This window comes from Rathayibacter sp. AY1E6 (assembly GCF_002931115.1).
Classification (GTDB): domain Bacteria; phylum Actinomycetota; class Actinomycetes; order Actinomycetales; family Microbacteriaceae; genus Rathayibacter.
In genome coordinates this window covers 87,213-108,673 of sequence record NZ_PSVK01000004.1, presented here as the reverse complement: position 1 = coordinate 108,673, position 21,461 = coordinate 87,213, and the positions used below count along the sequence as shown (strand labels likewise).

Sequence of the window (21,461 nt, the reverse complement as noted above, 5' to 3'; positions counted from 1 at the left end):
TCAGTCAAGCAGGTCGACGCTCCAGCCGGCCTCGGCCAGCGCGCGGGCCGTGTCGGCGCGGGGGGAGTAGGGGAGGTCGTCGGCGCCGACCACGCGGTAGTCGGTGTCGCCGGGGCCGACCCAGAGGACGGAGTCGGACGGGCCGGCCCGGTGCAGCGCGGCGCGGACGGCGTCGGCCGGCTCCGCGATCTCGAGCACCTCGCAGCGCTCGACGCGGCGCGCGCCGTCGACCAGGGCGCGGCGGATCCGCGCGGGGTCCTCGAAGCGCGGGTGGTGGTCGGTGACGATCACCAGGTCGGCGCGCTCGGCGGCGGCCCGGCCCATCGGCGCGCGCTTGCTCGGGTCGCGGTCGCCGTCGGCGCCGAGGAGGACGAGCACGCGGCCGGGCGTCACCTCGCGGAGGGCGTCGACGGTGCGCGCGACCGAGTCGGGCGTGTGCGAGAAGTCGAGGAAGACCCGCGGCCCGTCGGCGCCGGACACAAGCAGCGTCCGCCCGGGCACGGTGACGTCGATCCCGGAGCCGACCGCCGCGGCCACCCGGTCGCGCGCGTGGCCCGCCTCGACCAGCATCACCAGCGCGAGGGCCGCGTTCGAGGCCATGTGGCGGCCGAGGAGCGGGACGGAGGTGGTCGTCGACCAGCCGTCGCGGGCGGTGAGCCGGAAGCGGGTGCGGTCGACCGCGGTCTCGAGCACGTCGATCCGCCAGTCGGCTCCGTCCCCGGCCGAGAGCGTGACGACCGGGACCGAGGCTTCGCGGGCGACCCGGCGCCCCGCCTCCGTGTCGACGACCACGACGCCGCGGCGGCTCCGCTCGGGCGTGAACAGGCGCTGCTTGGCGCGGAGGTACTCGTCCAGGTCGCCGAAGTCGTCGAGGTGGTCGTGGCTGAGGTTGGTGAACCCGGCGACGTCGAGCACGATCCCCTCCATCCGGGAGCGCACGAGCGCCTGGGCGCTGACCTCGATGGCCGCCGCCTCGACGCCGTCCTCCGCCATCCGGGCGAGGAGCGCGTGCAGCTCGGAGGCCTCGGGCGTGGTGAGGCGGCTGGCGACGACGTGGTCGGCGCTGCGGCGCTCGGCGGTGGAGCTCAGCCCCGAGACGACGCCCAGCTGCCGGAGCACCGCGTCGAGGAGGTGCACGGTGCTGGTCTTGCCGTTGGTGCCGGTCACGCCGAGGAGCACCGGTCCGCTCCTCGTGCCGTACACCTGCGCGGCGACCGGGCCGAGGGCGGTGCGGGGGTCGTCGCTGAGGAGGACGGGCAGTCCGGAGGCGCGCGCCTCGTCGAGCCCGCCCGCGTCGGTGAGCACGGCGACCGCTCCTGCCGCCGCCGCGTCGGCCGCGAACCGGGCCCCGTGGCTCCTCCTCCCGGGGAGCGCGGCGAAGAGGGCGCCGGGGCCCGCTTCGGTGTGCGCGACGGTCACCGCGGTGATGCGGACGTCGGAGCCGTCGCCGTGGAGGCGGAGCCGATCGCTCGCGAGGTCGGCGAGCGCGACACCGGCGGCGTGGAGCGGTTCGAGGAGCCGGAACGCCGGCATGCGGGCCTCCTGCGGGGCGGGCGGGGCGGCGTCGCCGAGGGCCCGCGGGCGCCGCCGGGCGACCGGAGGGGGAGGGCCGGGAGGCCCATGCCTCAGCCTGCGCGCCGCTCCCCCCGATCGGGGAGGCCCTTGCCACCGCCCGGCCGGGCCGCTACCCGCCTCCGCCTACTGCCGCGAGAACGCCTCCTGGTACAGCGCCGCGAGCTCGGGGGAGCTCTCGCCGCTGAGGCCGCAGGTCAGGATCGTGTCGCCGTCGGCCGCGACCAGGTAGTCGACCCCGGTCTCGAACACGATCGGGGCCCCGTCCACCGCCGTCTCCCTGCCCTGGGTGACCGTGACGCCGTCGCCGACCTCGCCCGCGTAGCGCTCGAGCACGTGCAGGGTGACGGTGCTCCCGTCGATCGAGCGGACCTCGGCCCGGAACGCGAGCTGAGCGGGGGCCAGCGCGGCGACCGTCACCGGCGAGCACGCGGCCAGCGGCCCGCCCGTGCTCGGCAGGATCAGCGTCGAGGTGCTGCCCCCGCCCACGCCGAGCGCGAAGGGCAGCAGGAGGGAGGCGGCGGCCCCGGCGCTCAGCGCGCCGACTCCCACGATCAGCCAGGGGGACCGGCGGCGGGAGTGCACCGTCCGCGTGCCCTCACCCGTCGCGGCGGCGATCTGCTCGGCGAGCTCGTCGCGGTCGAGCGCGGGGAGGCTCCGCGCGGGGTCGACCGTGCGGAGGAGGCGGCGGACGTCCTCGTCGTCGGTTCCGGTCATCGGAGTCCCCCTTCGGGCGCGTGCGGGTCGGTGGAGTCGTAGAGCTCGGCGAAGCGGCGCCGCGCGCGATGGAGGCGGATCGAGACGGCGTTCGCCGTGACTCCGAGGACCGCGGCGATCCCGCGGACGTCGAGCTCCTCCCACGCCCAGAGGCGCAGCAGCTCGGCGTCCTGCTCGCGCATCCGGGCGAGCACGAGGCGCACGGTCTCCTCCGCGCCCGACGCCTCGCCCTCGTCGATCTGCACCTGGGGCGGATCGACGACCGCGATCCGCTGGGCGAGCATGACCTGCCGGCGCTGCATCCGCCGGGCGTTCTGCAGCTGGAGCCGGGCGACGCCGATCGCCCACGGCACCGGGTCGTCCTCGGGGACGTCGGCGCTGCGGCGCCAGAGCGCCGAGAGCGTCGCGGCGAGCACGTCGTCGGCGGTGGCGGAGTCGGTGCGCCGCCAGAGGTAGCGGCGGACGGGATCGGCGACCGCGGCGAACCGGTCGGGACCCGCGAGGGGAGCTGGCATGTGCCTCATGCTCCCTCCTGTCCGGGATCGGCGCACATCTTTCACCGGCGCGCCGGGCGGGACTCCGCGCTCTCCCAGCAGCGCGGGAGCGCGGGTCGGCGCTCAACGCCGCGAGGCGCCGACGAACTCCAACCAGCCGGCCACGAACGGCTCGATGTCGTCCACCTCGTCCAGCGCGAGAGCGTCCAGATCGACTCCGCGGCACTCCAGCGTGAGGACGTGCCCGCGCACCCACGCGGCCGCGCGCACCGCGCCGGCTCCCTCCCACACCTCGAAGGGCTCCGGAGCACCGTCGACCGGGATCTCCGCGATCCGCGTGGGAGCGGGGAGCGCCTCCGGCTGCACGAACGAGACGGGCGCCTCCTCCCGGCAGCAGAGCAGCGCGACGTCGTGCCGCGGATCGCCGAGGGTCGTGCGGATCTCGACGGAGGGCCCCGGCCCGCCCGGGACCGCCTCGTCGGCGAGGAACGAGAGCCCCCGGGGGCCGCCCGTCAGCGTCCACTCCGCCAGCAGCCGCGGACCGCTCCAGCCCGAGACCGCCCAGAGCGGGAGGTCGCCGAACGACCCGCGGATCCGCGCGACCCGCTCGGCGAGGTGCGCGGAGAACTCCTCCTCGCCGAGACGCCGCGCTCCGTCCATGGCCCGATCGTAGGTCGGGTGCCGCGGCACGGCCAGACCCCTCGCTACTGTGAACGTCGACCCCCGCCTCCCTTCCCCGCCGAGGAGCCCCATGCCCATCTGGACCCTGCACGGAGACGGCCGCACCGTCGAGCCCGGCGCCGTCGTCGCCCCCGGCGAGCGGCTCGCCTGGCCGGCGACGATCGCCATCGGAATCCAGCACGTCGTCGCCATGTTCGGAGCGACGTTCCTCGTGCCCGTGCTCACCGGGTTCCCGGTCGCCACGACCCTGCTCTTCTCCGGAGTCGGGACGCTGCTGTTCCTCCTGATCACGCGCAACCGGCTCCCCAGCTACCTCGGCTCGAGCTTCGCGTTCATCGCGCCCGTCACAGCCGCGACCGCCGTCGGAGGGACGGGGTCGGCGCTCGCCGGAGTCGTCGCCGTGGGCCTCCTCCTGGCCGCCGTCGGCGTCCTCGTGCAGGTCGTCGGCCTCGGCTGGATCGACAGGCTGATGCCCCCGGTCGTCGCCGGCGCGATCGTCGCCCTGATCGGGTTCAACCTGGCTCCGACCGCGTACCTCAGCTTCAAGCAGGCGCCGATCACCGGGACGATCACGCTCGCCGCGATCATCCTGTCGAGCGTGTTCCTCCGCGGCTTCCTCGGCCGCGTCTCGATCTTCCTCGGCGTGGTCATCGGCTACGTCGTCGCCCTGCTCCGGAACGAGATCGACTACTCCGCGGTCGGTGCGGCCGACTGGTTCGGGCTGCCGCCGTTCACCTTCCCCGACTTCGCCTCCGGATCCACGTGGTCGGGCATCGCGATGTTCCTGCCGGTCGTGCTCGTCCTCATCGCCGAGAACGTCGGACACGTCCGCGGCGTCGCGACGATGACCGACGCCTCCGCCAACGCCAGCACCGGCCGGGCCCTGATCGCGGACGGTGTGGCGACCACCCTCTCCGGCGCCTTCGGCGGCTCCGGCACCACGACCTACGGCGAGAACATCGGAGTGATGGCGGCCACCCGCGTGTACTCGACGGCCGCCTACTGGGTCGCCGGCGTCACCGCGATCCTGCTCAGCCTCTCGCCCAAGGTCGGCGCCGTCTTCAACTCGATCCCGGCCGGAGTCCTGGGCGGCGCCACCACCGCGCTCTACGGCCTGATCGGCGTGATCGGCATCAAGATCTGGATCGACAACCGCGTCGACTTCTCGCGCCCGGTCAACCAGTACACCGCCGCGGTCTCCCTCGTGATCGCGATCGCCGGCTTCTCGTTCTCCTCCGGCGGCTTCGAGCTCGGCGGCATCGTCCTCGGCGCCGGCGCCGCCCTCGTGATCTACCACCTGGGCAACGCCATCGCCCGCTGGCGCCGCACCGGCGCCGACGACGGCGGCCCCCTCCCCGCCATCGGCCAGCTCGGCGGGGACCCGCAGGACCGCTGACCACGGCCTGCTCCGGCCTGCCGCTCCCGAGACGCCGCCGTGCCGTCCGGACGCCGCCCTCCCGCGGACGTCCCGGCGCGCACGGCGGCGTCTCGGCACCCGACGGAGCCGTCCCGGCGCGCGCACCGCAGCACCGCCTCCGCTTACCACGTTCGGGGCAGTCCGCAACCCGGTGCGCTCCCAGGCGGCTCCCGCCTAACGTCGAGCGTGACGACCGCAGCAGCGGAACGCCGCACACCGAGTGAGACAGCAAGGAGCACCACCGTGCCGCAGATCATCGAGACCGTCGACGTCAACGTCCCCGTGTCCGTCGCCTACAACCAGTGGACCCAGTTCGAGGAGTTCCCGCGCTTCCTCGACGAGGTCGAGTCGATCCAGCAGGTCACCGACACCCTCACCGTCTGGAAGGTGAAGGTCGGCCCCGTCGAGCGCGAGTTCGAGGCGAACATCACCGAGCAGCACCCCGACGAGCGCGTCGCCTGGAACAGCACCGGCGGCGAGACCGACCACGCCGGCGTCGTCACCTTCCACAAGCTCTCCGACACCGAGACCCGCGTCACCGTGCAGCTCGACTGGGAGCCGAAGGGCTTCCTCGAGACGCTCGGCTCGCTCGTCGGCGCCGGCAGCCACGCCGTGAAGAAGGACCTGAACAACTTCAAGGAGTACATCGAGAAGCAGGGCACCCCCGACGGTGCCTGGCGCGGCGACGTCGAGGCCTGAGCCGTGACCGACGCAGCCACCTCGTCCGAGGGCGAGAAGAAGGCGAACGGTCTCGGCGACGACGAGACCATCCCGCAGTCCGAGGACGGGCTGGCGGTGGGGGTCTCCGGAGACTCGCACTTCAACCCCGAGGAGGACGCTCCCGAGGAGCCCTCCGAGAGCTGACGCTCTCCTCCGGGGAGCCCGACCGCTCTCCTCCGCGAGATGCCACTTGTGCACATGACACGCCGCGAGGCGTGCGCACAGGTGGCATCTCGCGGTTGAAGGCTCAGCGCCAGGCCCGGGTGTACTGCGGGGGCACCGGCAGGTCCGCGCCGAGCTCGTGCGCCATCCGCACCGGAGCGTTCGGGTCGCGCAGCAGCTCGCGGGCGAGCAGCACGACGTCGGCGTCGCCGTTCGCGACCACGCCCTCCGCCTGCTCCGCCGTGGTGATGAGTCCCACGGCGCCGACCAGCGCACCGGTCGCCCTCCGCAGGTCGCGCGCGAACGGCACCTGGTAGAGCGGCGCCACCGGGATGCTGGCGTGCACGAGTCCGCCGGTCGACACGTCGAAGAGGTCCACGCCCTCGGCTCGCGCCCACTCCGAGACGGTGATCGTCTCCTCCAGTGTCCAGCCGCCCTCGGCCCAGTCGGTCGCGGAGAAGCGGACGAGCAGCACGAGCTCCTCGATCTCGGCGCGGACCGCGCGGACGACCTCGAGCAGCAGGCGCGCTCGGTTCTCGAGGGAGCCGCCGTAGGAGTCCTCGCGCGTGTTCGAGAGCGGCGACAGGAACTGGTGGAGCAGGTACCCGTGCGCGGCGTGCAGCTCGATCACATCGAAGCCGGCGTCCGCGGCGCGGCGGGCGGAGGCGCGGAACGCCTCGACGAGGTCGGGCAGCTCCTCCGCCGCCAGCTCGCGCGGCTCCGCGTAGCCCTCGAACGCGACGGCCGAGGGAGCGACGGTCGGCCAGCCGCCGTCCTCCAGCGGCACGGATCCGCGTCCGCTCCACTCGCGGTAGGTCGACGCCTTCCGGCCCGCGTGGGCGAGCTGCACGCCGGCGAGCGCGCCCTGCCCGTGCACGAACTCGACGATCGGAGCCCAGGCGTCGCGCTGCTCGTCGTTCCACAGCCCCGTGTCCCAAGGGCTGATCCGCCCCTCGGGGACGACGGCGGTGGCCTCCGCGATGACGACGCCCGATCCGCCGCGCGCGAGCCCGCCGAGGTGCACGAGGTGCCACGAGGTGGGCACGCCGTCCTGCGCCTCCACCGAGTACTGGCACATCGGTGCCGCCCAGAGGCGGTTGCGCGCGGTCCTCGAGCGGAGCGTCAGCGGCTGGAACAAAGCGGTGTCGGTCATGTCTCTCCTGTCGTGCTTCTCCGCGGAACGCCGCTTCGGTACGCGATACGCCGATGAGGGCGTACGGCGGCGGCATCTCGCGGAGGGGGTCATGTGCTCCAACCGGGAGGAGAGCCCGGCTATGCCCGGATCAGCGCGGCCAGGTCGCCCCGGGCGCGTCCTGCCAGACGGTGCTCGGCGGAGTGAGCGACTCCAGCTCCTCGAACAGCGCGTCGGGGATCTCGAGCGCGTCGTCGGCCACGAAGGAGTCGTAGTGCTCGGCGGAGGTGGCGCCGACGACCGTCGTCGTCACGCGGGGGTCGCGCGTCGAGAACTGCAGCGCGGCGGCGGCGAGCGGCACGCCCGCCCGGTCGCAGGCCGCTCCCATCGCCGCGACGGCGTCGACGATCTCGCGCGGCGCCGGCCGGTAGGCGTAGGAGGCGACCGGCTCCGGCCAGCGCGCGAGGGCGCCTCCGCCGTAGACCGCCGCGTTGACCACGATCACGCCGCGGTCGACGGACGCGTCGATCAGCTCCTCGGAGGAGCGGTCGACCAGCGTGAAGCGGTTGTGGGTGATCACGGCGTCGAAGAGGCCGGTGTCGACGTAGTGGCGCAGCATCGGCGCGGGTCCGCCCGAGATCCCGATCGAGAGGGCGACGCCCGCCTCCTTCATCGCGACGAGCGCGCGGACCGGGCCGTCCTCGGCGAAGGCCTCGTCGTACGAGATGCGCTCCGGGTCGTGCAGGTAGAGCAAAGGGAGGACGTCCATCCCGAGGCGCTCGCGGCTCTCGTCGAGGCTGCGGCGCATCCGCTCGGCCGAGTAGCTGCCGGTGCTCGGGTCGCGGTCGAGCTTGGTGACCACGGTGATCCCCTCGGGGACGCCGCCGCGGGCCTGCAGGGCCTCGCCGATCAGGCGCTCGCTGTGGCCGCCGGCGTACTCGTTGGACGTGTCGACGACGGAGACGGCGCGGGTGGCGGCGTCGGAGTCGAGGACGCGCTCGAGGGCCGGCACCCGGTCGAGGTCGGCGACGCGCTCGGGGCGCCAGGAGGTGCCGAGGGTCAGCCGGGTGACGGTGGCGCCGGACGGGCCGAAGGGCCGGAGGCGGGAGGACTGCGGAGTCATCCGCTCAGCCTGGCAGCGCCGGGGTCCTCCCGCATCCCGCGGCGGATGAACGGTCAGTGGACGAGAGTGCTCAGCCCGACGACGCCGAAGCCCGGAAGCATCGTCGGGAGCGTCCCGGCGGAGAGGTGGGCGATCCGGAAGACGGTGTCGGAGCGGCGCGGCCGCCTCCGAGGTCGACGCGGTGTCGTGCTCGACAAGATCCCTCCGCGGGGCCTTCCTCGGGGCGCGATGACCGGCGGCGGACCGGCGCGAGGCCGCCGTGACGGCCGGACGCGGGCCGGTGGTGCGGCCTAGGCTCGGCGCGTGACCGTCGATACCGCCGCCGCCGACTCCTCCGCCCGCTCCACCCGCTCCGCCGTGCTCGACGCTCTCGCCACTCCGGCGCTGGTGCTCGACGAGGCGGTGCTCGACCGCGACATCGCCGCCGTCGCCGCGGCTGCCCGCGAGCGGGGTCTGGCGCTCCGCCCCCACGCGAAGACCCACAAGTCGCTCGAGATCGCCCGGCGCCAGCTCGCCGCGGGGGCCGTCGGGCTCACCGTCGCGACCGTCTCGGAGGCCGAGGTCTTCGCCGCGGGAGGGATCCGCGACCTCTTCATCGCCTACCCGCTCTGGCTCGACGCCGAGCGCGCCGGGCGGCTCCGCCACGTCCTCGCGAGCGCCCGTGTGCGGGTCGGCGTCGACTCGGCGGAGTCGGCCGAGCGCCTGGCCGCGGCCCTGCCCGAGCGCGAGGGGCTCGAGGTCGTCGTCGAGATCGACTCCGGCCACCACCGCAGCGGCGTGCTCCCCGCCGAGGCCGGCGCGATCGCCGCGGCCGCCGTCTCGGCCGGGCTCGACGTCGCCGGCGTCTTCACCTTCCCCGGCCACAGCTACGCGGCCGGAAACGGAGCGGCGGCCGCCCGCGACGAGGCGCGCGCGCTCGCCGAGGCGGTCGCGTCGCTCGCGGCGTCCGGAGTCGAGGCCCGCGTGGTCAGCGGAGGCTCGACCCCCTCGGCCGCCTTCGCCGACTCCTCGGTGCTCACGGAGCTGCGCCCCGGGGTCTCGGCCCTCGGCGACGCCCAGCAGTGGGAGATCGGCACGATGACGCCCGAGGACATCGCCGTCACCGTCCTCGCCACGATCGTGTCCCGCCGCGGCGACCACCTGATCGCCGACGCGGGCAGCAAGGTGCTCTCCTCCGATCGTGGCGCGGCCTCGAGCGGCTTCGGCCGCCTCCCGGAGCACCCGGAGGCGCGCATCCCGGTGCTCTCGGAGCACCATGCGACGATCACCGGTGTCGACCTGCCCGTGGGGACGCGGGTGCGGATCGCGCCGAACCACGTCTGCGTCGCGGTGAACCTGGCCGACGAGTACCGCGTCCTCCTCCGCGACGGCGGCGGCGCCGTCTGGCCCGTCGACGCCCGCGGGCGGAACAGCTAGGCGATCCGCGAGCGCGGGATCCGCAGGCCGAGCAGCGCGCTCGCCGCCAGCAGCACGAAGGCGGAGGCGAAGGCCGCGGTCGGCGATGCGGCGTCGGCGAGAGCGCCTGCGAGCAGCGGCCCGATCACGCCGCCCAGGTCGGACGCGGCCTGGAACACCGAGACCGGCTTGCCGCCGCGCTCGCCCGCGGCGTCACCGACCAGCGCACCCGGGGCCGTGCCCATGAAGGCGGCCGCCGCTCCGTAGACGCAGAGCAGCACGACGAGCAGCCACAGCTCCGAGACGAACGGCATCGCCAGCATCGCCACCGCCGCGACGGAGAATCCGCCGATCAGCGCCGGGCGCCGGCCGACCGTGTCGACGAAGCGGCCGGCGGGCGCTAGCGCGATCGTCTGCACCACCGCGGCGATCGCGAACGCGATGCCGGTCCAGGCGGGCTGCCCGCCGAGCCCCTCGACGACGAGCACGGGGACGAGCGTCGCGCGGACTCCCATCGCCGACCAGCCGAGGGCGAAGTTCGCCAGCACCGCGCTCTGGTACCGGCGGTCGCGGGCGACCTCGCGCAGGGGCTTCGTCCTCGCCGCGGCGGACGGTGCCGCGTCGCGCTCCGGCCGCTGCAGCAGGATCAGCCCGACGAGCCCCGCGATCGCGAGCGTGCCGGCGTAGAAGAAGAAGGGGGCGGTGAGCGAGATCGCCGTGAGCACGCCGCCCACCGCGGGGCCCGCCATGCCGCCGAGCAGGAAACCGCCCTGGTAGAAGCCGATCGAGCGGCCGCGCCGCTCCGGGCTCGCGGTGCGCAGGAGGAGCGTCATCGCCGCGACGGAGAACATCGCGGAGCCGATGCCGCCGACTCCGCGCAGCAGGAGGAGGTGCGGGTAGTCGGAGGCGAAGCCGACCAGCGCCGAGGAGAGCGCGACGATGCCGATGCCGACGGCGAGCACGACCCGCTCGCCGAACCGGTCGACGAGCGGCCCCACGAACGGATTCGCGACCAGCCGCATCAGCGCGAACGCCGAGACGACCGCGCCGACCGCCGTGTAGTCGACGCCGAAGCTGCGCACGTAGGTCGGCAGCACCGGCACGACGACGCCGAACCCCAGCATCACGAAGAAGGCGACGACCCCCAGCACGAGCACGTCCCGCGGCAGTCGCTCGCTGTCTCGGGAACGCCACGGGAATCGCACCTGTCGACGCTACCCCTTCTCGAGGGCCCGGCCCGCGCCTCGATGTGTCGAGTTCGCGCCGACCGTCCGACACCCTCTCCGCGATGGATACGGTCCCAGGACCCGATGGATCTGCCGGCGAATGAGGAGACGTCATGAAGAGTTCTCTGTGGTTCGGGTCCGGTCTCGCTGTCGTCGCGCTGGCGCTGACGTCGGTCCTCGGGGCGCAGGTGGCCTCGGCCGCTCCGATTCAGCCGAACAAGAACTGCGAGGACGAGTTCCAAGGGGGGTGTGTGAAGTGGTACACCGGCGTCTCGACCTGCGATCACATCGTCGAGACCAGTGCCCCGGAATATCGCGAGAAGGCCTGCGCGGTCTGGGTCACGACGGGGACGATGCACATCGAGCGATGAACGATGGTGGACCGCACGACCGCCTCATCGGCGGTACTCGTATCCGTGCTGCTCCTCGCGGGCTGCACCGAGCCGGGAGGCGATCAGGAGGCCGCTCCCTGCGTCCCGCTCGAGCGCACGTGGAACGACTACGCGCCGGAACTCGATCCCGTTCTGCGTCCACCGTTTCGCGAAGCCCTCGAGGGCTTCGACGAGAGCTCCTCGAACTCGATCGCGTCCGACGCTGCTCGTCTCGCCACGAGCAATCTGCTCTCCGCGATCTCCGGGGATCGACGAGCGAGCGAGTACTTCTGGAACGCCATGGACCTGATCGGCCGTGAGTGCGCCGAGGCGGAAGTCCCGCTGTCGTTCGACCACCACGGCGAGCAGCTGACGACGGGGAGCAGCGCCGACCTTGGGCGCCCGCCCTGGGCTCTCGATCCGCCGCCTCAGCCGGAGAGCGGCACGATCGAGCCGACGATCCCGGAGTAGCTCACGTAGTAGAGGACGCCGTCGCGGTGGAGGACGCCGCGGCCGGGGTAGCTCTCGTCCGGTCCGTCGGGCCCGTCGAGGAAGCCCGGAGCCGCGGTGTCGTCGGCGGTGAACCCATCCGCGAGGAGCGCGGCGCTCCGATCCGGCCACTCCGCGTCCGGGACCGCCAGCTGCCCGACCACGACCGACACGTCGCCCTGGCCGCTCCACCGGCAGAGCACCCCGTCCTCGGCGATCTCCTGCACGACGAGGTAGTCGGCGTCGTAGACCGTCGCCTCGGGCGAGAGGGCGAGACCGTCCTCGGCGAGCGACGCCTCCTCCTCGGCGGTGAGCAGGTCCTCGCAGGGGAGCAGGGCGGTGGCCGGGGTCGCGGTGGGCAGCGGAGTCGCGCTGCCGGCGCTCGCGGTCGGCACGGCACTGCTCGGCGTCGGAGCGCTCGAGATCAGCGGTGGAGCGGTCGTCGGGGCCGTCCCCTCGTCGGCGCTTCCCGTGCAGCCGCTCAGCGCGAGCAGCCCCGCCCCGCAGGCGAGCAGCGCACCGGCGCCCCTCGCGGTCGTCGTCCGGATCATCGCGAGCCCCCTCGTCCGCGGCGGCCGCGTCGCCGCCCCCTCGATCCTCTCCTCCGCCCTCGCCGGCTGTCCACCGCCCCGGGCCGGCGCCGAGGCGACTACCGCTTCGGCCCCGCGCCGATCGCCCAGACCCGCGGCGGCACGGTACCGTTGACCGCGTGGTCGCCGACGATCCGCGCCTTGAACACCCACGGATTGTGGCTCGCGGCCGTGCGCGCATTGCGCCAGTGCCGGTCGAGGTTCTTGCGGGTGCTCACCCCGGAGGCGCCCAGCGCATCGAAGAGGTCGGAGGTCGCCCGGGTGGCCAGCTGCGTCAGGACGATCTGGGCCTGCGCCGTCTCGAGCTCGGCGAGGTCGTTCTGCCGCTCGTCCTCGAGCGGGTCGCCGTCGAGGGCCGCGTCGTGCGCCCGCTGCAGCGCGACCGCCGCGCGCTCCACGATCGCCGCTCCCGCATAGGCGGCGGCCGAGACCTGCCCCACCACCTGCAGGATCTGCGGATCCGCCGCGAACGACTCGGCGTTCCCGTGCGAGAAGATCCGCGTCCGCGCTCGCACTTCGGCCGCGATCTCGCGCTCGGCCCCCGCGATCGAGCCCGCCAGCACGGCCAGCAGCACCGCCTGGTAGAACGCGGTCTGGTAGCGGAACCGGGTCTCGAAGTCGATCACGTCCTCGGCCGCGACCACCGCCTCCGTGAAGGTGCTCGTCCCCGAGCCGGTGGTGCGCTGGCCGAAGCCGTCCCAGTCGTCGGCGTGCTCGACGCCCGCCTGGCGAGCGTCGACGATCGCGATCACCTTCTGCCCGGTGTCGGTGCGCTGGGCGAAGGTGTCGATCCAGTCGGCGAAGACGCTGCCGGTGGAGTAGTACTTCGTGCCGGTCACCGTGAACCGCGTCGGGTCGCCCTCGACCGGAGCGACCTTCGTCTGCACGTCGCCGATCGCGACCGTGCCGACCTCGGTCCAGGCGTTGCCGCCGAGCTCGCCGTCGGTGAAGCGCCGGAGCCAGCGCTCGCGGGTCCCGTCGGTCGCGAGCAGCCGGTCCTCGACCAGGGCGAAGTGGCCGCGGAGCGCCTGGGGCAGGTTGGAGTCGGCGGCGGCCAGCTCCGTCAGCAGGCGGAACAGCTGGGGGAGGCTCGCGCCGGCCCCGCCGGACTCCAGCGGCACGCGCACCGCGCCGAACCCGGCGTCCGCCAGCGCTCGGATCTGCGCGACCGGCAGCTCGCGTGCGCTCTCCCGCGCCGCCGCTCCCGCCGCGATCTCGGCGAACAGCGGCCGGAACCGCCCCGCCAGCTCCTCGTAGTCCACCTCGGGCACGGCCCGCAGATCGGTCGCGGTCATCGTCGGCTCCTGTTCCGCTGCGCCCACCCCGGGCGGCTCGTGCTCGACGGTAGGGGAGGAGCCCGGTCCGCGGTCCGCCCGTGACGCCCGGTGTCCCTCCGTGACCTCCGGTGTCCCTCCGTGACGCCCGGATCGGGGAATGCCTCGCCCCCGGGGCTGTTGGCCCAGGGGATGTCCTCCACCACTCCCGTCCCCCCGTCCGACCCCCGCAGCGCCCTCGTCGTCGGTGCGACCGGCATCGGCGGCTCCGCCCTCGTCGACCTGCTCACCGAGCAGGGCTGGCCGGTGACCGCCCTCTCGCGCCGCCCGATCGACGCGCGCCCCGGCGTCACTCCGCTCGCCGCCGACCTGCGCTCCGCCGAGGACCTGGCCCGCGTGCTCGCCGACCAGCGCCCCACGCACGTCTTCTTCACCGCCTGGTCGCGCCAGGCGACGGAGGAGGAGAACATCGCGGTCAACGGCGGCATGGTCCGCGACCTCCTCGCCGCGCTCGCGCACGCTCCCGTCGAGCACGTCGCGCTGGTGACCGGCCTCAAGCACTACCTGGGCCCGTTCGAGGCGTACGGGCAGGGCGCGATGCCCGACACCCCGTTCCACGAGGAGGAGGAGCGCCTCGACGCCCCGAACTTCTACTACGCGCAGGAGGACGAGCTCTTCGCCGCGGCCGGGCGCGCCGGGTTCACCTGGTCGGTGCACCGCTCGCACACGGTCATCGGGCACGCCGTCGGCAACGCGATGAACATGGGGCTGACCCTCGCGGTCGCGGCGTCGATCCACCGTGCCGAGGGCACCCCGTTCGTGTTCCCCGGCTCGCTCACGCAGTGGAACGGACTCACCGACATGACCGACGCGACGATCCTCGCCGAGCAGATGCTCTGGGCGTCGACGTCGGAGGCGGGCCGCGACCAGGCCTTCAACGTGGTCAACGGCGACGTCTTCCGCTGGCGCTGGATGTGGACCCGGATCGCGGAGCACTTCGGCGTCGAGCCGGTCGGCCCGGGGGAGGAGCCGCAGCCGCTCGAGCAGCAGATGGCCGATGCCGAGCCCGTCTGGCGGCGCCTCGTCGACGAGCACGGGCTGATCGAGCCCGACCTCTCCCGCGTCGCCTCCTGGTGGCACACCGACGCCGACCTCGGCCGGAACCTCGAGGTCGTCACCGACATCGGCAAGTCCCGCCTCGCCGGCTTCACGGCGTTCCACCGGACGGTCGACTCGTTCACGGCGCTCTTCGACCGCTACCGCGCGGAGCGCCTGATCCCCTAGCGGTTCGCTGCGGCGCCCCTCGCGATGAGCACGTCCGGCGAGAGCTGGTGGCGCACGAAGCGGAGCGTGAAGCTGCGGCGGTCTCCTCCGGAGACCCGCTCGGCGAGGACGCGGATGCCGAGGACGGCGACGACGCGCCACTGCTCGGTCTCGTGGGCGACGACGGCGCAGAAGAGGTCGCCCGGGCGCACCTCGTCGACGGTGGTGGTGAGGCTGTTCGTTCCGTGGGTCATCTGGCCGCTCCTGGTTCCGGCGGACCTCGCGGACGGCGCTTCGGGTGCGCCGCGCAGCCGTCCGCCGGTCGCTCGAGAGGGGGGCCCGAGCGGCCGGCGGCCGGTCATGCGTGCGACAGCAGGGACGAGCCCGCCGGAACGACCCCGTGCCGCAGGAGCAGTGTAGGACTGCGACCCTGACCGTGGCGCGGAATGTCAACCACTTGCGAGCGCGCTCCCGGGGTTCTCGGGCCCGGAGACGACGGAACCCGCCTCCCGGGCGGGAAGGCGGGTCGTGTCGGTGTGCGGCGGCGGCGCCTGATCGGGAGCGGCTCCGGGGCGGAGGGTCAGGCGGCGGGCTCGGCGCGGCGCAGCGGGACGGCGGCGTTGCTCGTCGGCTCGGGCACGATGCGGAGGCCGGCGCCGCTGTTGGCGCGCTCCATGAGGGCCTCGACCCACTCCGGGTTGATCGTGGGCTGGCGGCTGCCCTTGAACTCGAACTGGATCGGGATGGTCGGGTGCATCCACACGCCGCGGCGGCCGGTGCCGGCCTGGGGGCTCGCGTCGAGGGTGAGCAGGAAGCGCTCGTCGCGGCGGAACTTGTTGATGATGACGATCTGGAGGTGGGCGAGGGCGCGGTCCTCGACCTCGATGGCGGCGGGGGGAGTGCCGTACAGGATGTTGCCCATGGTGTGCTCCGATCTGACGTGCGAGTGGCTGACGTCCGTCACTCTATATCGCTAGAAAGACTTCCTACTAGTTGAGCTAGCTACTTACGTCGCGGAGTGCGTTTTCTGTCCATCGCCGCCGGACGACTCGATTCTCCGACGGATCCGGGGCGCGACAGAAGACCCCCGGAGTGAACTCCCGGGGACACGCGGTCGCGGCCGAGTGGACGCCGGTCAGGCGCGGCGCTGCTCCAGCACGCCGTCGGCGTACTCGCCGATCGGCTCGCCCGCGAGCTCCTGGGCGGCGTCGACCGTCTCGGAGTCGGCCGGGCGCTCGACGATGTCGCGCATCGTCTGCAGGAAGCGGATGACGGTCCCGGCCTCGGAGGGGTTGAGCGTCTCGGCCGCCTCGAGCATGCGGCGGTGCATCTCGTCGAGCGTCTCGCGCACCTCGCGGTGGGAGGTGGGGGTGGCGACGATGCGGATGGCCCGGCGGTCGCTCGGGTGCGGCTCCCTGACCACGTGCCCGCTCTTGACCAGCCGGTCGATCAGCACGGTCGTGGAGGCGGAGGAGATGCCGAGGTAGGAAGCCAGGTCCTTCGGGCTGACGTGCACGCCCTTCTGCTGGCGGCGCATGAGGAACTGCACGGCCAGCAGGTCGTTCTCGCCCATGCCCATGGATCCGCGGGTCCGTCGGCGCATCGCGGCCTCCGCCGTGCGGAAGGCGCGCATCGCGGCGAGGACCTCCACCGCTCCGGGCTCGGTCGCCTCACCCGAGAACCAGAAGGCCCCGGGTCGCTTCAGCGTGACCTCATCCATGCCGAACAGTCTAGACAGTCTCGTAGCAAGAACATCTAGACAAGCCAACCTCCCCCGAGGTGCTTGCCTGGAAGGGCGGCGACCACTACGAAGGGACTACTAGTTAGACGAGCTAGTGACTCATTCGCGAAGGGAGCTGCCCGTGCTGGACGAACTCGACCGCCTGCAGCCGCTCCTGGCTGACGTCGTGGATCCGCTGGTCGGCTCCACCCTGGCCGGTCGCTACCTCGTGCTCGAGCGGGTGGGGGAGGGCGGCAGCGCCGTCGTCTACCGCGCCCGCGACCTCCGCCTCGCCCGCCAGGTCGCGGTCAAGGTCCACCGCGACGTCCCGGACACCCCCAACGAGCGGGCGCGTCGCGAGCGCGAGATCCGCTTCCTGATCGACTCGCGTCACGCCTCCGTGGTGGACGTCCTCGACCAGGGCGAGATCCCCGGCGAGGAGGGCGACCTCGCGTTCCTCGTCCTCGAGTACTTCGACCGCAGCGACCCGGCGGCCGACTGGTTCGGCTCCGGCGATGAGCGGCTCGTCGCGGAGGTCGGCGCTCAGGTGGCCGATGCTCTCGCGCACCTGCACGCGCAGGGCGTCCTCCACCGCGACGTGAAGCCCGAGAACGTCCTCGTCCGCTCGCGCGCCACCACATCCGGCTTCTCCGCGCACGAGGCCAAGCTCAGCGACTTCGGGATCGCCCGCTCGGTCGACGACGCCCGGCTCACCCGCTCCGACGTGCTGGTGGGCACCGCCGCGTACCTCAGCCCCGAGAGCCTCGGCTCCGGCCCGGTCGGACCGGCGTCCGACGTCTACTCGCTCGGGCTGGTCCTGCTCGAGGCCGTCTCGGGCCGCAGGGCCTACACCGGCACGACGCTCGAGATCTCGATCCAGCGCCTCCACCACGCGCCCGTCGTCCCGGAGTCGGTCCCGGCGGAGTGGCGCGAGCTGCTGACCGCGATGACCGCTCTCGATCCGGCCGACCGCCCCTCCGCCGAGGAGGTGGCACGCCGGCTCTGGGCGCGCCTGGCCGGCGGCCCCGCCGCAGCCCCCTCCCGCAGCGGAGTCACGGGCACGGTCGCCCTCGTCGCCGCGGGCCTGGTCGGCGCGGTGACGGCCCTCTCGCTCACCGGCTGGCTGGGCTGAGCGCCCCGAGCGGTCCTCGTCCGCTCAGGTTCCTCGCGAGCGTGCTCCCGTAGGCTCCGGGCGACCCTCGACCGACCCCGAGCCGCGTCGCCGCGGACCGAACGGAGCCGATCCCATGAGCCCGCGCCGCCTCTTCCGCCTGCTGTCGATCGTCGAGGCGGTGACCTGGACTCTCCTGATCGTCGGGATGCTGCTGAAGTACGCGGCCGGAGCCGGCGACTGGCCGGTGAGCGTCGCCGGGCCGATCCACGGGTTCGCGTTCCTCGCCTACGGAGCCGCGGCCCTGGTGCTCGCGGTGAACCAGCGGTGGTCGGCGGGCGCGACGGCGCTCGCGGTCGTCAGCGCGGTCGTGCCCTACGCGACGGTCCCGCTGGAGCGCGGCTTCGAGCGCCGCGGCCTGCTGGAGGGCCCGTGGCGGACGCACGCGACGGACGACCCGCGCGACCGGCGCGTGACGAGCCGGCTCCTCCGCTGGGCGCTCGCGCGGCCCGTGCTCGCCGGGGCGCTGGTCCTGGCTCTGGTCGCCGTGGTCTTCGCGGCGCTGCTGGTGGTCGGCCCGCCCGGGGGCGGCGAGGCCTGATCCCGCGCGCGGCGTGCCTCAGACGGGGCGCGTCTCCGCGTCGATGAGGATCTCGGCGGCGCGACGCGCGTGCAGGGCGGCCTCCGGGGTTCCGGCGATGGCCGCGGTGGTCTGGGCGCCCTCGGCGAGGATCGCGAGCTGCGCGGCGAGCTCGGCGCCGCCACCCGCCTCCTCGGCGAGGGTCGCGAGGAAGCGCTGGAACGTCTCCTTGTGGTCGCGCGCCATCTCGGCGACCATCGGGTTCGACGAGCCGAGCTCCCCGAAGGCGTTGATGAAGCCGCAGCCGCGGAACGAGTCCTCGGAGAACCAGTCGAAGAGGAAGTCGTAGATCGCGAGCAGCTTGCCGCGAGGTCCGTCCGCCGCGGCGACCCGGGTGGTCACGCCGAGGGTCCATTGTTCGTGCCGGCCGTGCAGGACGGCGACCACCACCGACTCCTTGCTCGGGAACTCCGAGTAGAGGCGCTTCAGCGAGACGCCCGCGGCCGTGCGGAGCTCGTCCATCCCCACGGACTGGATGCCGCGCTCGTAGTAGAGCCGGTCGGCGGCCGCGAGGATCGCCTCGCGGGGAGGGCGCTCGTCGAGGATCGGGGACATCCCTCCATGGTAGGCGGTACCAGAACGGGCGTTCTCGGTCGGCTGCCGCGCTCTCCGCAGGGGGTCCGGGGGTCGGACGCTGCTGCTAGCGTCGCGCTCGGGTGCGCGGGCGCCCGGGGACGGGAGGCGGACGCATGGTCGTCGCGATGCAGGCCGAGGGATTCGACGGGCCGGAGGCGCTGCGCGCCGTCGAGGTCGATCCGGGGGAGCCGGCGCCCGGCAGGGTGCGGATCGCGGTGCGCGCAGCGGGCGTGAACCCGGCCGACGCGAAGCTCCTGCGCGGGATGTTCGGGCGCGGACGGGTGCCGGTCCGGCCGGGCAGCGAGGTCTCCGGAGTCGTGACCGCGGTCGGCGAGGGGGCCGAGGGGCCGCTCGGCCCGATCCGGGTGGGCGACGAGGTCGTGGCGTTCCGGGTCTCCGGCGGCTACTCCGCCGAGCTGGTCGCGCCCGCGAGCGCGGTCCTGCCCAAGCCCGCCGGGCTCGGCTGGGCGGCGGCCGCGGGCCTGCTGCTGGCCGGGACGACCGCCGAGCACCTCGTCGAGGCCACCCGCGTCTCCTCCGGGGACACCGTCCTGGTGCACGGGGCGAGCGGGGCCGTCGGCTCGCTCGCGGTGCAGCTCGCGGTCGCCCGCGGAGCACGGGTGCTGGGCGCCACGAGCGAGCGCGGCGAGGAGGTCGTCCGCCGCTTCGGCGCGGAGCCGGTCCGCTACGGCGCCGGGCTGGAGGAGCGCGTGCGCGTCTTGGCCCCCGGCGGCGTCGACGTCGCGCTGGACACGGCGGGCACCGACGAGGCGCTGGACGCCTCGGTGGCTCTGGTCGCCGACCGCTCGCGCATCGCCACTGTGGCCGGCTTCGAGCACGCCGCCCGCCTCGGCGGCATCCTGATGCTCGGCGGCGGACCGGGAGCCGATCCCGGCACCGCGCTCCGCGACGCCGCCCGGCCGGGCCTGCTCGACCGCGCCGGTCGCGGGGAGCTCGAGGTCGTGCTCGGGCCCTCCTTCCCGCTGACCGAGGCGGCCGCCGCGCTCGCCCTCGTCGAGTCGGGCCGCGCGCGCGGCAAGACGGTCCTGCTCCCCTGAACGAGACGTCCTCCCTCGACCTGCCGGCCCTCGGGCCCTTCGACTCAGCCGGCGCCGCGAGCCTCCTCCGCAACCACGCCCTCCCCGGAGTGGAGCGGGTCTCGGCCGACGGCCGACGCCTGGAGCGCCTGCTCACCCTCGACGGGGCGCCGCGGCCGATCGTGCTCGAGGTGACGGAGACCGGGCTGCGGGTGGAGGCGGAGCCGGACGTGCTGACGCCGGCGGCCGCGGTCGTCCGTGCCTGGTTCGACCTCGACTCCGACGTCGTGGCGATCGGCGCCGAGCTCTCGCGGGACCCGCTGCTCGCCCGCTCCGTCGCGGCCCGGCCGGGGCTGCGCGCGACGCAGTACCCGGAGGCGTTCGAGGCGGCTGTCATGGCGGTCCTCGGCCAGCAGGTGTCCGTCGCCGCGGCCCGGACCTTCGGCGGACGCACCGCCGCGGCCTTCGGCGCCCCGGGGGAGCGCGGTCTGCTGGCGTTCCCCGCACCCGCCGCCCTGCTCGCGCCGGAGTCCGAGGCGCTGCGCTCGGCGATCGGGATCACCAACGCCCGGGCGCGGACGGTCCGGGCCGTCGCCGAGGCCTTCGCCGCCGGACCCGTGCTCGACCGCGCGGGCGACCTGCCGGAGCAACGGCGCGCGCTTCTCGCGATCCCGGGTATCGGGCCGTGGACGGCCGACTACCTCGCGCTCCGGTTCCTCGGCGATCCGGACGCCTTCCCCGCCGGCGACCTGGTGCTGCGGAAGGCGCTCGGCCGGGTGAGCACGGTGGAGGCGGAGGCGGCGTCGCAGGCGTGGCGGCCGCACCGGGCGCACGCGGCGTTCCACCTGTGGGCGAGCACCGGAGCGGTCTGAGCGGACGGACGACCCGAGTCGAGAGTCCGCGCCCGGACCGGCGGCCGGGACCGGTCGCCGACGGATCAGGTCAGGTACTCGACGTCGTCGTACAGGATCGGCGCGTCCTCGGCGTCCGGATCCTCGACCGGGACGTCCTCGTGCTCGAGGATGACCGCGACGCCCGGGGAGACCAGCACGCAGACCTCCCGCTCGCCGGCGACCGTGAAGCTCACCATGTCGCCGCGGTTGCGCACGGCCTCGACCAGGCGCTTCTCGAGCTCCTCGGTGTCGAGGGAGACGGCGAGGAGGAAGCGGCGGCCGTCGATGCTGAGCGTGGTGCGCCGCATCGTCGCCTCGGGCTCGGGAGGCGTGCCGCGTCCGCCGCGGCCCGGCGTGACCGCCTTGACCCGCAGCGACGAGGCGTGCATCCGGATGACGGCGTTCACGAGCCCGCCTCCGGGCGCGACTCGTGGTGGCGGCGGCCGCCGGAGCGGCGGTCCTCCTTCATCTCGGACTCGAAGAGGTGGCGGCGTCCGCCGGCGAGCTCGTCGCGCGCGGCGCGCTCCTGCTCCCGGAACGCGGCGTAGTAGGTGTCGTCGTAGTCCTCGACGATCTGGAAGGTCCAGCGCCCCTCGATGACGTTGCGGCCGACGAGCTCGGCCTCGATCCGCTCGGCGGTCGCGGCGTGGCCGGCCTCGCGCAGCGCGTCGACGGCCTCGCCCAGAGCGAGGTCGGCCGCGCCGGTGAGCCGGTGGAAGCCGTAGAGCAGACCGCGGGCGTGCTCGACCGTCTCGAGCGCCTCCGAGAGCTTCCCGAGCGCCGCCACGGTGGCGTCGTCGAGACCCTCCGGGCGCAGGTGCGCGGAGTCGGGGTGGTCGTGTGAGCTGCTCATCCAGG

The 21,461-nt window shown here is 74.1% G+C and carries 26 protein-coding genes; 11 read left to right on the top strand and 15 right to left on the bottom strand.

Going from position 1 to position 21,461, the window contains the following annotated elements:
* From C5C46_RS05665 to C5C46_RS05650, 4 genes are all read right to left on the bottom strand, one after another.
* Positions 1 to 1,533, bottom strand: a complete 1,533-nt coding sequence (locus C5C46_RS05665) for a Mur ligase family protein (protein WP_104225960.1) — start codon at positions 1,531 to 1,533, stop codon at positions 1 to 3.
* A gap of 165 nt (positions 1,534 to 1,698) precedes the next feature.
* Complete coding sequence (locus C5C46_RS05660; protein WP_104225959.1) at positions 1,699 to 2,289, bottom strand: hypothetical protein; 591 nt, start codon at positions 2,287 to 2,289, stop codon at positions 1,699 to 1,701.
* The gene (locus tag C5C46_RS05655) at positions 2,286 to 2,804 is read right to left on the bottom strand and encodes an RNA polymerase sigma factor (RefSeq protein WP_104225958.1); all 519 of its coding nucleotides are present in this window, start codon (positions 2,802 to 2,804) and stop codon (positions 2,286 to 2,288) included. The genes C5C46_RS05660 and C5C46_RS05655 overlap by 4 nt, the downstream gene beginning before the upstream one ends.
* A 102-nt stretch (positions 2,805 to 2,906) precedes the next feature.
* Positions 2,907 to 3,443, bottom strand: coding sequence for a hypothetical protein (locus C5C46_RS05650; RefSeq protein ID WP_104225957.1), 537 nt, complete (start codon positions 3,441 to 3,443; stop codon positions 2,907 to 2,909).
* Positions 3,444 to 3,534: 91 nt separating this feature from the next.
* Here C5C46_RS05650 and C5C46_RS05645 point away from each other — a divergent pair, with 91 nt between their 5' ends.
* The 3 genes from C5C46_RS05645 to C5C46_RS16795 all read left to right on the top strand — a co-directional run bounded on the left by C5C46_RS05645 (position 3,535) and on the right by C5C46_RS16795 (position 5,745).
* Positions 3,535 to 4,860: a uracil-xanthine permease family protein gene (locus C5C46_RS05645; RefSeq protein ID WP_104225956.1), complete on the top strand. Its 1,326-nt coding sequence runs from the start codon at positions 3,535 to 3,537 to the stop codon at positions 4,858 to 4,860.
* Between the two features lie 264 nt (positions 4,861 to 5,124).
* Complete coding sequence (locus C5C46_RS05640; RefSeq protein WP_104224157.1) at positions 5,125 to 5,580, top strand: SRPBCC family protein; 456 nt, start codon at positions 5,125 to 5,127, stop codon at positions 5,578 to 5,580.
* A 3-nt stretch (positions 5,581 to 5,583) separates the two neighbouring features.
* Positions 5,584 to 5,745, top strand: a complete 162-nt coding sequence (locus tag C5C46_RS16795) for a hypothetical protein (protein WP_181136495.1) — start codon at positions 5,584 to 5,586, stop codon at positions 5,743 to 5,745.
* Between the two features lie 103 nt (positions 5,746 to 5,848).
* Here C5C46_RS16795 and C5C46_RS05635 read toward each other — a convergent pair whose 3' ends face one another.
* Both C5C46_RS05635 and C5C46_RS05630 read right to left on the bottom strand, forming a co-directional pair.
* A complete protein-coding gene (locus tag C5C46_RS05635; protein WP_104225955.1) occupies positions 5,849 to 6,916 on the bottom strand; it encodes an NADH:flavin oxidoreductase/NADH oxidase in 1,068 nt (355 codons plus the stop codon).
* Positions 6,917 to 7,046: 130 nt separating this feature from the next.
* Entirely contained in the window at positions 7,047 to 8,018 is a 972-nt protein-coding gene (locus C5C46_RS05630; RefSeq protein WP_104225954.1) for an aldo/keto reductase, read from the bottom strand.
* A gap of 303 nt (positions 8,019 to 8,321) precedes the next feature.
* On the opposite strand from C5C46_RS05630, the gene C5C46_RS05625 reads away from it, so the two are divergent.
* Entirely contained in the window at positions 8,322 to 9,434 is a 1,113-nt protein-coding gene (locus tag C5C46_RS05625; protein WP_258059352.1) for an alanine racemase, read from the top strand.
* On the opposite strand, the gene C5C46_RS05620 is transcribed toward C5C46_RS05625, so the two are convergent.
* A complete protein-coding gene (locus C5C46_RS05620) occupies positions 9,431 to 10,618 on the bottom strand; it encodes an MFS transporter (protein ID WP_244229579.1) in 1,188 nt (395 codons plus the stop codon). The two genes, C5C46_RS05625 and C5C46_RS05620, sit on opposite strands and share 4 nt — an antisense overlap.
* Before the next feature lie 134 nt (positions 10,619 to 10,752).
* On the opposite strand from C5C46_RS05620, the gene C5C46_RS05615 reads away from it, so the two are divergent.
* Both C5C46_RS05615 and C5C46_RS05610 read left to right on the top strand, forming a co-directional pair.
* Complete coding sequence (locus C5C46_RS05615; protein WP_104224161.1) at positions 10,753 to 11,010, top strand: hypothetical protein; 258 nt, start codon at positions 10,753 to 10,755, stop codon at positions 11,008 to 11,010.
* A gap of 3 nt (positions 11,011 to 11,013) precedes the next feature.
* On the top strand, positions 11,014 to 11,481 hold the full coding sequence (locus C5C46_RS05610) for a hypothetical protein (RefSeq protein ID WP_104225953.1): 468 nt from the start codon (positions 11,014 to 11,016) through the stop codon (positions 11,479 to 11,481).
* Here the strand turns inward: C5C46_RS05610 and C5C46_RS05605 are convergent.
* Together C5C46_RS05605 and C5C46_RS05595 are read right to left on the bottom strand one after the other, a co-directional pair.
* A complete protein-coding gene (locus C5C46_RS05605) occupies positions 11,439 to 12,050 on the bottom strand; it encodes a hypothetical protein (RefSeq protein ID WP_146078938.1) in 612 nt (203 codons plus the stop codon). The genes C5C46_RS05610 and C5C46_RS05605 overlap by 43 nt on opposite strands.
* A 98-nt stretch (positions 12,051 to 12,148) precedes the next feature.
* Positions 12,149 to 13,384: an acyl-CoA dehydrogenase family protein gene (locus tag C5C46_RS05595; protein WP_104225950.1), complete on the bottom strand. Its 1,236-nt coding sequence runs from the start codon at positions 13,382 to 13,384 to the stop codon at positions 12,149 to 12,151.
* 171 nt (positions 13,385 to 13,555) lie between these two features.
* Here C5C46_RS05595 and C5C46_RS05590 point away from each other — a divergent pair, with 171 nt between their 5' ends.
* Positions 13,556 to 14,647 (top strand): SDR family oxidoreductase, encoded by a 1,092-nt coding sequence (locus C5C46_RS05590; protein WP_104224165.1) that lies wholly within the window; start codon positions 13,556 to 13,558, stop codon positions 14,645 to 14,647.
* Here C5C46_RS05590 and C5C46_RS05585 read toward each other — a convergent pair.
* From C5C46_RS05585 to C5C46_RS05575, 3 genes are all read right to left on the bottom strand, one after another.
* Positions 14,644 to 14,880 (bottom strand): hypothetical protein, encoded by a 237-nt coding sequence (locus C5C46_RS05585; protein ID WP_104225949.1) that lies wholly within the window; start codon positions 14,878 to 14,880, stop codon positions 14,644 to 14,646. The genes C5C46_RS05590 and C5C46_RS05585 overlap by 4 nt on opposite strands.
* A gap of 326 nt (positions 14,881 to 15,206) precedes the next feature.
* Complete coding sequence (locus C5C46_RS05580; protein ID WP_104224199.1) at positions 15,207 to 15,548, bottom strand: ATP-dependent DNA ligase; 342 nt, start codon at positions 15,546 to 15,548, stop codon at positions 15,207 to 15,209.
* A 213-nt stretch (positions 15,549 to 15,761) separates the two neighbouring features.
* Positions 15,762 to 16,346: a MarR family winged helix-turn-helix transcriptional regulator gene (locus C5C46_RS05575; RefSeq protein WP_104224167.1), complete on the bottom strand. Its 585-nt coding sequence runs from the start codon at positions 16,344 to 16,346 to the stop codon at positions 15,762 to 15,764.
* Positions 16,347 to 16,488: 142 nt separating this feature from the next.
* On the opposite strand from C5C46_RS05575, the gene C5C46_RS05570 reads away from it, so the two are divergent.
* Positions 16,489 to 17,478 carry a serine/threonine-protein kinase gene (locus C5C46_RS05570; RefSeq protein WP_181136494.1) on the top strand — a complete coding sequence of 330 codons (990 nt, stop codon included), beginning with the start codon at positions 16,489 to 16,491 and terminating at the stop codon, positions 17,476 to 17,478.
* A 115-nt stretch (positions 17,479 to 17,593) separates the two neighbouring features.
* Complete coding sequence (locus tag C5C46_RS05565; protein WP_104225947.1) at positions 17,594 to 18,058, top strand: DUF3817 domain-containing protein; 465 nt, start codon at positions 17,594 to 17,596, stop codon at positions 18,056 to 18,058.
* Positions 18,059 to 18,076: 18 nt separating this feature from the next.
* Here C5C46_RS05565 and C5C46_RS05560 read toward each other — a convergent pair whose 3' ends face one another.
* Positions 18,077 to 18,652: a TetR/AcrR family transcriptional regulator gene (locus tag C5C46_RS05560; protein ID WP_104224170.1), complete on the bottom strand. Its 576-nt coding sequence runs from the start codon at positions 18,650 to 18,652 to the stop codon at positions 18,077 to 18,079.
* 134 nt (positions 18,653 to 18,786) lie between these two features.
* Here C5C46_RS05560 and C5C46_RS05555 point away from each other — a divergent pair, with 134 nt between their 5' ends.
* Complete coding sequence (locus C5C46_RS05555; protein WP_258059350.1) at positions 18,787 to 19,731, top strand: NADP-dependent oxidoreductase; 945 nt, start codon at positions 18,787 to 18,789, stop codon at positions 19,729 to 19,731.
* On the top strand, positions 19,728 to 20,582 hold the full coding sequence (locus C5C46_RS05550) for an AlkA N-terminal domain-containing protein (protein WP_308471127.1): 855 nt from the start codon (positions 19,728 to 19,730) through the stop codon (positions 20,580 to 20,582). Before C5C46_RS05555 ends, C5C46_RS05550 begins: the two co-directional genes overlap by 4 nt.
* Positions 20,583 to 20,647: 65 nt before the next feature.
* Here C5C46_RS05550 and C5C46_RS05545 read toward each other — a convergent pair whose 3' ends face one another.
* Together C5C46_RS05545 and C5C46_RS05540 are read right to left on the bottom strand one after the other, a co-directional pair.
* Positions 20,648 to 21,010: a hypothetical protein gene (locus C5C46_RS05545; protein ID WP_104224172.1), complete on the bottom strand. Its 363-nt coding sequence runs from the start codon at positions 21,008 to 21,010 to the stop codon at positions 20,648 to 20,650.
* Complete coding sequence (locus tag C5C46_RS05540) at positions 21,007 to 21,456, bottom strand: hypothetical protein (protein WP_104224173.1); 450 nt, start codon at positions 21,454 to 21,456, stop codon at positions 21,007 to 21,009. Before C5C46_RS05540 ends, C5C46_RS05545 begins: the two co-directional genes overlap by 4 nt.
* Positions 21,457 to 21,461: the final 5 nt, after the last annotated feature.

Excerpts from the sequence above, each read along its gene's own strand:
- C5C46_RS05665 (WP_104225960.1), bottom strand. The coding sequence starts at position 1,533 with ATGCCGGCGTTCCGGCTCCTCGAACCGCTCCACGCCGCCGGTGTCGCG.
- C5C46_RS05660 (WP_104225959.1), bottom strand. The coding sequence starts at position 2,289 with ATGACCGGAACCGACGACGAGGACGTCCGCCGCCTCCTCCGCACGGTC.
- C5C46_RS05655 (WP_104225958.1), bottom strand. The coding sequence starts at position 2,804 with ATGCCAGCTCCCCTCGCGGGTCCCGACCGGTTCGCCGCGGTCGCCGAT.
- C5C46_RS05650 (WP_104225957.1), bottom strand. The coding sequence starts at position 3,443 with ATGGACGGAGCGCGGCGTCTCGGCGAGGAGGAGTTCTCCGCGCACCTC.
- C5C46_RS05645 (WP_104225956.1), top strand. The coding sequence starts at position 3,535 with ATGCCCATCTGGACCCTGCACGGAGACGGCCGCACCGTCGAGCCCGGC.
- C5C46_RS05635 (WP_104225955.1), bottom strand. The coding sequence starts at position 6,916 with ATGACCGACACCGCTTTGTTCCAGCCGCTGACGCTCCGCTCGAGGACC.
- C5C46_RS05630 (WP_104225954.1), bottom strand. The coding sequence starts at position 8,018 with ATGACTCCGCAGTCCTCCCGCCTCCGGCCCTTCGGCCCGTCCGGCGCC.
- C5C46_RS05615 (WP_104224161.1), top strand. The coding sequence starts at position 10,753 with ATGAAGAGTTCTCTGTGGTTCGGGTCCGGTCTCGCTGTCGTCGCGCTG.
- C5C46_RS05610 (WP_104225953.1), top strand. The coding sequence starts at position 11,014 with ATGGTGGACCGCACGACCGCCTCATCGGCGGTACTCGTATCCGTGCTG.
- C5C46_RS05605 (WP_146078938.1), bottom strand. The coding sequence starts at position 12,050 with ATGATCCGGACGACGACCGCGAGGGGCGCCGGTGCGCTGCTCGCCTGC.
- C5C46_RS05595 (WP_104225950.1), bottom strand. The coding sequence starts at position 13,384 with ATGACCGCGACCGATCTGCGGGCCGTGCCCGAGGTGGACTACGAGGAG.
- C5C46_RS05590 (WP_104224165.1), top strand. The coding sequence starts at position 13,556 with ATGTCCTCCACCACTCCCGTCCCCCCGTCCGACCCCCGCAGCGCCCTC.
- C5C46_RS05585 (WP_104225949.1), bottom strand. The coding sequence starts at position 14,880 with ATGACCCACGGAACGAACAGCCTCACCACCACCGTCGACGAGGTGCGC.
- C5C46_RS05580 (WP_104224199.1), bottom strand. The coding sequence starts at position 15,548 with ATGGGCAACATCCTGTACGGCACTCCCCCCGCCGCCATCGAGGTCGAG.
- C5C46_RS05575 (WP_104224167.1), bottom strand. The coding sequence starts at position 16,346 with ATGGATGAGGTCACGCTGAAGCGACCCGGGGCCTTCTGGTTCTCGGGT.
- C5C46_RS05565 (WP_104225947.1), top strand. The coding sequence starts at position 17,594 with ATGAGCCCGCGCCGCCTCTTCCGCCTGCTGTCGATCGTCGAGGCGGTG.
- C5C46_RS05560 (WP_104224170.1), bottom strand. The coding sequence starts at position 18,652 with ATGTCCCCGATCCTCGACGAGCGCCCTCCCCGCGAGGCGATCCTCGCG.
- C5C46_RS05555 (WP_258059350.1), top strand. The coding sequence starts at position 18,787 with ATGGTCGTCGCGATGCAGGCCGAGGGATTCGACGGGCCGGAGGCGCTG.
- C5C46_RS05540 (WP_104224173.1), bottom strand. The coding sequence starts at position 21,456 with ATGAGCAGCTCACACGACCACCCCGACTCCGCGCACCTGCGCCCGGAG.